Raw genomic sequence first — 8,016 nt, 5'->3', positions numbered from 1 at the left:
CGCTCCTTGCTCCGGTCCGAACTGCGTCCCAGCAGCACCATTGCGATGGCCGCGGCGCCGTAGGGGATCATCGTCAGCAGGCCGACATTGAAAGCGTCGCTTACGCCCGAGGCCTTGATGAGCGTGGGAAGCCAGAAGCTGATGCCGTAGAGACCCATGATGATGCCGAAGTAGCAGAGGCACAGCACCCACACGCGCCTGTTGGTGAATGCGCCGCTTGCACTATGCACCTCGATGTGCCCTGACTCGTTCGCCAGCCCCGTCTCGAGCAGCGACTTTTCTTCAGCGCTCAGCCATTTCGCCGCGCTGATCCTGTCGTCGAGGTAGAGCAGCACCGCAATTCCGCCGATGATGGAAGGCAGCGCTTCGAGCAGGAACAGCCACCGCCACCCAGCCATGCCGTGCACGCCGCTGAAGGTGTTCAGTATCCAGCCCGAAAGCGGACCCCCAATCACGCCGGCGATTGGAATCCCGGTCATGAACATTGCGGTGATCTTGCCGCGGCGCGAAGACGGATACCAGTAGGTCAGGTAGAGAATGATGCCCGGAAAGAAGCCGGCCTCAGCGACGCCGAGCAGGAAGCGCAGCACGTAGAAGGCAGTGGGCGTCTTTACGAAAATCATCGCACCGGAAAGCAGACCCCAGCTGAGCATGATACGGGCGATCCATTTCCGCGCGCCGAAACGATGCAGCGCGATGTTGCTCGGCACTTCAAAGATGAAATAGCCGATAAAAAAAATCCCAGCGCCCAAGCCATAGATCGTTTCGCTAAACTTGAGGTCGGTCAGCATCTGCAGCTTGGCAAAGCCTACGTTGACCCGGTCCAGGTAAGCGAAGACGTAGCAGAGAAAGAGGAAGGGAACCAGCCGCCATGTCACTTTGGCGTAGGTCCGGTCCTCGGTGTTGGCTGGTGTGACGACATCGCCGTAAGCGGTTTTCAACATCGTTGTCTCCTTGAATCACCGCCGGCGCGCTCCGTCGTTGCGCCGACGCGACTTGTTGTGTATGCGGCGGCCTATCCTGGCCGTTTAGTCGAACATGTCCGGCGTGGTCTGCACGAGCTGGTCATAAATGGGCTGGAAATGGAGCCAGCCGATGTATTCGCTGCCGACGTGTTCGCGGCTGTAGCGCGAGCTGTGCTCCGGAACCATGACGGGCTTGACGCCGGTAGCCTCGACCAGCAACTGCTGCTGACAGCAGCGCTCCAGCGCGATGAACCAGAACGCGGCGGCTTCGATGCTGTGGCGGCTCACCGTCAGCAGGCCGTGATTCTGATGAATGGCCGCCTTGACGTTTTTGAAGTAGTCGGCAACCGACAGCCCGGCCTCTTCCTCGACCGCGACTGCACCGGCCTCGTCCTTGATCACGATATGGTCTTCATAGAAGGCCGCGGCATCCTGGGTGATCGGGTCGAGCGGACGTCCGAGCGCCGCGAACGCGGTGCCGTAGACCGTGTGCGCATGGCACATCGCAACGATGTCGGGATTGGCTTCATGCACCGCAGCATGCAGCACGAAGCCGGCGCGGTTGAGCGCGTACTCGCCTTCGACGACCTTGCCGGTATGGTCGGCCAGAATCAGGTTCGAGAGTTTCACCCGGGAGAAGTGCACGGCCATCGGATTGGTCCAGTACAGCTCCGGGAACTCAGGATCGCGCACGGTGAGGTGGCCGGCGAAACCGTAGTCGAGATTGTGCAGTGCAAAAGCGCGGCAGGCGGCGACGAGGCGTTCCTTGCGGTGCTGGCGCTCCTGGGCGAAGGACGAAAAGTCGGGCAGTTCAGGGAACTTCAGCCCTGCCTGCTTCGGCCGATAGATGGAGTTGTTCGAAGGATGGGAAATCGTGCGACGCAGTTCGGCCTGCTGCGCGCTGATATCGATTTTTCCGGTGCTCATGGTGTCTCCTTTTGTAGCAGTGATCGCATGCCGCTAACGATAAGGAAACACCGGTCGCCGATCTAGGCGCGCCGGGCAATAGGATTTATTACGCCAACATATAAATCTCCGGCACCTATGGCTTCTGCCAGGGCGGCTCGCGGAAGACATCGACGAAATAGTCGATTAAGGCGCGGATGCGCGGCACCAGCTGGCGCTCGGGCAGATAGACGACATGGATCGCGGTGTCATCCTTGGCCTGGTACTCCGGGAGGAGCGGCACCAGGTCGCCTCTGCGGATCGCGGGCAATGCCAGGTGTTCGGCTAGGCGCATGATGCCCACGCCGGCCACGCATAGCTGAAAAAGGGTGGTGCCGTCGGTACTGCGGAAACTACCCTGCACCGCGACCCGTTCGAGCCTGCCGTTGATCATGAACGGCCACTGGTTCAGATGCTCGCGCGGCGACTCCCATGTCAAACAGGCGTGTCTGGACAGGCCGAGCGGAGTCACGGGCTTGCTGTGCGCGGCGAGATAGCCCGGAGACGCGACGACGATTCGTTGCAGGTCGCAGAGCTTTCGACTGCGCAGAGAGGAATCCTGCAGTCGGCCCATGCGGATTGCGACGTCGAAGTTGTCCTCGATCAGGTTGACGTTGGAATCCGATAGGGAAAAATGCACGGACACCTTCGGGTAGGACGACAGAAAACCGGGCAACGCGGGCACCAGCTGATCCATGCCAAACGCATGAGGTGCGCTAATGCGCAGATTGCCGGACGGCTCGCTAGATCGGACCTGCGCTTCCGCTTCCTCAAGGCTTTCGAGAATGTCGTTGCAAGACAGCAGAAAGCGCTCGCCCTCATGGGTCAGCCGCTGGGTGCGCGTTGAACGATGCAGCAGTTGCACGCCGAGCCTGCGCTCCAGACTGTTGACGCTTTGGCTGACAAAGGGTTGGCTAACCCCTAACACATTCGCCGCCGCGGTGAAGCCCCCGGCCTCCACCACGGCCTTGAAGACGCGCATCTCAAGCAATCTTTCATCTTTCATCTTTCGAATCCATGTGCGGCAACAGCCGTACAATTTACCCGGATTGGCGTCGGTCCCTTCTGCGCCCGCTTTCTCCGGCTCGTTCAGTAACCTGGCTCTTTTGCAATGGCCGCTTCTGTTTGCCAAGCCGCCCGTGGAATCATGGCAGATGTAAGGCAGCTTATGGCCGCGTGCCGCCTCATGCAACGGGCATGCGCCGCTTCACCCTCGCCTGGCTGCGGCCGGCAGCACGCACCCGTTCCGGACACTGAACCAAGCGCCCACCTCAACGGCTGCAACGGACATTCATCCGTTCGAGTCGGTCGGCGAGTCATCGGCTAGTGCTGCCTCTCGCAAGGCACTACAGATTCTGATGATCGTGCGACGCCTCCTCGGGGCTCTTCTCATGCGGCTTCACTGTGGAACAGATCATCATCATCTTGTTGAGCAAGTCGAACGAGAACTGCGCGCCGAAGGAAAGTCCGAATGCGGTGACGAGCCAGCCCAGAACGGCGCTAAGCCCTCGAACAGGAAACGCTCATCGCAGGCGCTCAAGTCCTGGCTGAGATCTTCGAAAAAGGTAGAGGAACAGGCGTGTGGAATGTGGACGGGGCGGGGTACGAATGGTTTGCGGCGGTCGTTCGGCGGCCCGCTGCGCCCGGTTATGTTGGGCGCGCTCAGCGCGGCCAGGGGACGCCTCGAACAATTTAAGGTCGGGTTCGCTCCAAGCGGAGAACGTGCGTCCGGATGGCCATTCTTGCGTGGGTTGGAACAACGTTTTGTCTTTATTAGGGTTTTCACTTAGACGCCGGAGGCCTAGAGTTGTTCTTTGAGCGCTATCAGATCGACTTTGGCCGCGGTAATACCCCGGTTGGAACCCGATCGCCCACTGGAAAATCATCATGAACGAATCCACACACATCGAAGACTTTTCCGCCCTCGACGATTGGGCACCTGTGATTCCCGAGTGGCAGGCCTTCAGGCCCGAAGCCTGTGAGCCCTGCTCGATCAAAGAGGACTGCGCCGACTGACGGGGCTCAGGCGTGAGATAGGGTTCGGAAACGACAAAGCCCGACACGAAGCCGGATTCGTGAACACCCCTGGCGGCTGCTCGGCCGGCCCGGCGCAATCTCCGCAGCCTCAATCGTCACATCCACACAGCATCAAGCGGAGTTTCACCATGACTCGAAATCCCGCTCGTTCAACGAGCGTCGATTTCCTGCGCGGCCTGGCGCTGATTGTGATTACGCTCGATCACGTCTCGCACAGCGCGCTCTCGCATCTGACATTGCATACCTATGCATTTTGCGACGCGGCCGAGGTCTTCGTCTTTCTCGGCGGCTATGCGAGCGCCGCCGCTTATTGCGGGATGTCAGTGAGCGGTGGCACAGCGCACGCGCATCGCCGCTTCCTTAAACGCAGCTGGGAAATTTATCGTGGCTATCTCCGGACGGCCGCTCTAATGCTGCTTTGCGGCCTGGCGATGCTCGCGCTGCACATCCACACCACCATACTGACCTATACCGATGCGCCACGGTTTTTGGTCCGGCCGTTCCAGACGCTACTCGATATCGCCACGCTACGGCGCCAGCCTGATCTGGCTGCAGTGCTGCCTATGTATATCGGGTTCGCGCTGTGCGTGCCGCTGGTGACGCCGGTTGTTGGTAGCAGGCCGGCTCCCGCCCTGCTGGCGAGCCTGGCGTTGTGGCTGTGCGCACCCCCGCTTGCGCATCTGCTGCCGAGCGCCGACCCTATCGGCTGGTCATTCGATCCGTTCGCGTGGCAGTTGATGTTTATGCTTGGCATGCTGTGCCGGCTGCATCCGGTGTCCACCGTGTTCCAGACTTCGCGCGCCGGACTACGGCTGACCAGGATTGCGCTCGCCGTTGCGCTGGCTTTCGCCGCTTACAAGTTGATGATTGAGAGCCAGCCGGAACCCGGCAATCTGAAACAGCACCTGAGTTCCCTGAGAGTCCTCAACTTCGTCGCGATCGCCTGGCTAGTCGCGCAGCTGAGCCGGCTCGAGTGGATCGACCGGCTGGCCGCGGCGCTACCGCCAGTGGTTACGGTCGGTCGCCAGGGACTGATCTGGTTTGTCTGGGGAACGCTCATTTCGATCGTTGCCGACACCGCGCTGCAGGTCGCAGCGCCCGCCTTTCATACACGCACGCAAGCGGTTGCTGCGGCGCTATCAGCCGACTTGCTGACGATCGCGGCGGTGCTCGGCGTCGCCATCGCTGCGGCCAAGCTCAAATCCAATCGGCCGACAGCGCGGCGGCAAGACAGGAATGGACAATACGGATGCCGAACCGCTGCACCGCACTTGCCAGTACCGACGATGGCCGCACCACGACCGAGTCGCCGCCACCCTCCAATCGCTTGAGTGAGGTTGAGCGACAACAGATGGAGGGCCAACAACCGAAGCATTGCGTGGCCATCAACACGCTAAACTGCCAGCTCACGATGTTTCCCGTGCAACTTCATCGATCGCGCGGCGTTAGCGGCGAACGCTGATCAGACCGCTATGAACGGAGGTAGATCGCGCTGCCGACATCGTGCCGGGGTCGATGCGGGTCGACCGTCAGCATCCAAGTTCCGGCGGTTACCGGATCGATGCGCAACAGGTGGCCAATTCATTCGTTGTGAGCTTATCGCCGTGCGCCGCCATTTGCTTGCTCCCCAACACCTGTTTAATCAGTGCAGTCTAGCCCGTCCATTTCGCATTGGATAATGGAGAACCGGTTGCGCGGTAAGGTTCGTCTGTCGCGATTCGATGCACCACGAAGTAAAGAGGACAATCTGGACCCGCGCTCGGGACATACCGTTGTACTGCCCCAACCACGAATACGATCCTTCCTCGTTCTGGAAGACGACAATGCCTGATGAAACCGTAAATCGAACCCATTCCACTTCAGGAAACAAGAGCATGAGGCGAACAACCCACCTCGACAAGGCTTCGGTCAATGAAAACGCGATATCAATGACAGACGCGGGCTGCGCGCAGCCGGTGCGTCGAACGCTGATCAAAGGCGTCGCCGCCATTGCCGGCACCGGCATGTTGCCCACGTTCGCCATCCGTGGTGCCTATGCGGCAACGGGAGCAACGGGCACCACTGCAGAGCCAATCGTCGAAACCACAAGCGGCAAGGTGAGCGGTGCGCGCGAAGGAAAGGGTTTCAGCTTCAAAGGTATTCCGTACGCTGCATCGACGGGGGGCGCCAACCGATTCCTGCCGCCTCAACCGGTGAAGCCTTGGGGCGGTATCCGCTCTGCGCTGGCGTACGGCAACTCAGCGCCGCAAAACGCGGAGGAGCCCACGCCGTTGACCGGCTGGTACGTATCGCTCGAGCCAACGAGCGAGGACTGTCTGTCGCTCAACGTCTTCACGCCACAGTTGAAGGACGGCACGCTGCGTCCGGTAATGGTATGGCTGCACGGTGGCGGCTGGGTCACGTGCGCGGGCAGTGCGCCCGGTTTCAACGGCAGCGAGCTGGCAAGCGCCGGTGATGTGGTGGTCGTGACCGTGAACCACAGGCTCAACGTGTTCGGCTCTCTCTCGCTAGCGGGTAGCGATGAGCGGTTTGCCGACGCGGGCAACGCGGGCGTGCTGGACATGGTCGCGGCATTGCGGTGGGTCCGCGACAACGTGGCAGCATTCGGTGGCGACCCGAACAATGTCACGATCTTCGGGCAGTCGGGCGGCGCGGCGAAAGTGGCCGCGCTCTTGCAAATGCCGGCCGCCAATGGCCTCTTTCACAAGGCAATCGCGCAAAGCTGCTCGGGCGGACTACGCCTTACCGGCCCCGATGAAGCCGCCCGGCAAGCCGCTCAGCTCGCGAGCAAGCTCGGTCTCGCGCGGGCCGAGGGGGAAGCTTTGCAGCGGGTGCCCGCCGCCCGGATGCTCGCGGCAATGAAAGAAATCAGCGATCCTTTCCGGGCCGTGCTCGACGGCCGCTCCTTTACGCGCAACCCCTACGATCCCGACGCGGGCGCGCTTGCGCATGGCATCCCGCTCCTGATCGGCAATGCGGCGACCGAGACGACCTTGATGCTCGCGCGCGACCCGAACAATTTTTTGCTGGGGATGCCCGAAGTCGAGCGGCGGGTCGCTCGCTATCTGCGCGTCGCGCCGGCCGCCGCGCGCACCGTGGTCGAGGCTTACCGTTCGACGTTGCCAGGCGCCTCGCCGACTGACGCGCTGGCGCAAATCACCACCGACTATATGTTCCGCCGCAACACTGTCGAAATCGCGGTACGCCAGGCGACCCGTGCGAGCGCGCCGGTCTATGCCTACGTGTTCGACTGGCGCACACCGGTGATGGGGGGCGTGCTTCATTCGCCCCACACCGCCGAGGTGCCGTTCGTGTTCGGCACGGCCACGACGGCCGCGGGGCTCGTCGGCACCGGCGAGGACATTGCGCCGCTCACGCGCCAGACAATGGCGACCTGGGCGGCGTTCGCGCACACCGGAGATCCGAACAACGCGCTGCTGCCCCACTGGCCGCGCTTCGATCAGGAGCATCGCACGACGATGCTGCTCGATCGCGACAGTCGTATCGCGAGCAACCCGGGCGGCGAGGCGCGGGCCGCCCTGGCGGGCCTGCCGTACTATCAGTACAGCATGCCATTGAATTTCGCGCGCGCATAGGCGGGGGCATGCCGGGCGGGCGTGCGAGTCAGCGTGTCCGGCGCAAGCAAACTGCGGCGTGAGTCATCCGTAAACCGCGGCAAGAGTGACACCGAGTCGATCTCGATGCGAGAAGGCGAGGTCCTCGCCGATCTCCCTGGCCAGCTCGTCAAACAGGATCCCGTGCTGCTCGAGTTCGCCGACGATCGCCTGCTTTTTGTCGGCGTCGCTCCAGGCCTGCAGGAACGCGTCGAGCGAGACTAAACACTTGCCGATCGTGATGCGCGTGAAATCGCGCAGCGACCCGGTGATCAGCTTGCCGTCCGGCCCCAGGTACTGCATGCGTTCGTTGGCCACGTACACGGGGGGCTCGGCGTCGACGTAATCGTCGAGATACTCGGGTAGCAACGCTAGTTGCTCTCGCGCCGCGCTTTCGATGAATCGTTTCATGGGCCACCATCGGAAAACGTGTTGACTAACTATGGCAATCAACA

The 8,016-nt window shown here is 61.7% G+C and carries 6 protein-coding genes and 1 pseudogene; 3 read left to right on the top strand and 4 right to left on the bottom strand.

Features of this window, described 5'->3' with window-relative positions; genetic code table 11:
* The 3 genes from QOC89_RS23905 to QOC89_RS23895 all read right to left on the bottom strand — a co-directional run.
* On the bottom strand, positions 1 to 944 hold a 944-nt coding region (locus QOC89_RS23905; RefSeq protein WP_323047280.1), incomplete at its 3' end, for an MFS transporter.
* Positions 945 to 1,028: 84 nt separating this feature from the next.
* Entirely contained in the window at positions 1,029 to 1,892 is an 864-nt protein-coding gene (locus QOC89_RS23900) for a class II aldolase/adducin family protein (protein ID WP_323047279.1), read from the bottom strand.
* A gap of 115 nt (positions 1,893 to 2,007) precedes the next feature.
* Positions 2,008 to 2,916 (bottom strand): LysR family transcriptional regulator, encoded by a 909-nt coding sequence (locus QOC89_RS23895; protein WP_323047278.1) that lies wholly within the window; start codon positions 2,914 to 2,916, stop codon positions 2,008 to 2,010.
* An 881-nt stretch (positions 2,917 to 3,797) separates the two neighbouring features.
* Here QOC89_RS23895 and QOC89_RS23890 point away from each other — a divergent pair.
* The 3 genes from QOC89_RS23890 (at position 3,798) to QOC89_RS23880 (ending at position 7,543) form a co-directional block, all read left to right on the top strand.
* A complete protein-coding gene (locus QOC89_RS23890) occupies positions 3,798 to 3,926 on the top strand; it encodes a hypothetical protein (RefSeq protein ID WP_323047277.1) in 129 nt (42 codons plus the stop codon).
* A 59-nt stretch (positions 3,927 to 3,985) separates the two neighbouring features.
* Positions 3,986 to 5,278, top strand: a complete 1,293-nt coding sequence (gene opgC, locus QOC89_RS23885) for an OpgC domain-containing protein (protein ID WP_323047276.1) — start codon at positions 3,986 to 3,988, stop codon at positions 5,276 to 5,278.
* Positions 5,279 to 5,821: 543 nt separating this feature from the next.
* The gene (locus QOC89_RS23880) at positions 5,822 to 7,543 is read left to right on the top strand and encodes a carboxylesterase/lipase family protein (protein ID WP_323047275.1); all 1,722 of its coding nucleotides are present in this window, start codon (positions 5,822 to 5,824) and stop codon (positions 7,541 to 7,543) included.
* A gap of 63 nt (positions 7,544 to 7,606) precedes the next feature.
* On the opposite strand, the pseudogene QOC89_RS23875 reads toward QOC89_RS23880, so the two are convergent.
* Positions 7,607 to 8,016 (bottom strand): annotated as a pseudogene (locus tag QOC89_RS23875) (hypothetical protein); the annotation flags it as partial.

This window comes from Paraburkholderia sp., from assembly GCF_034668105.1.
Classification (GTDB): domain Bacteria; phylum Pseudomonadota; class Gammaproteobacteria; order Burkholderiales; family Burkholderiaceae; genus Paraburkholderia.
This window is presented reverse-complemented; position numbering and strand designations above follow the sequence as displayed.

Bases quoted from the DNA above. Each gene is read 5' to 3' on its own strand.
- QOC89_RS23880 (WP_323047275.1), top strand. From the start codon at position 5,822: ATGAGGCGAACAACCCACCTCGACAAGGCTTCGGTCAATGAAAACGCG.
- QOC89_RS23900 (WP_323047279.1), bottom strand. From the start codon at position 1,892: ATGAGCACCGGAAAAATCGATATCAGCGCGCAGCAGGCCGAACTGCGT.
- QOC89_RS23895 (WP_323047278.1), bottom strand. From the start codon at position 2,916: ATGAAAGATGAAAGATTGCTTGAGATGCGCGTCTTCAAGGCCGTGGTG.
- QOC89_RS23890 (WP_323047277.1), top strand. From the start codon at position 3,798: ATGAACGAATCCACACACATCGAAGACTTTTCCGCCCTCGACGATTGG.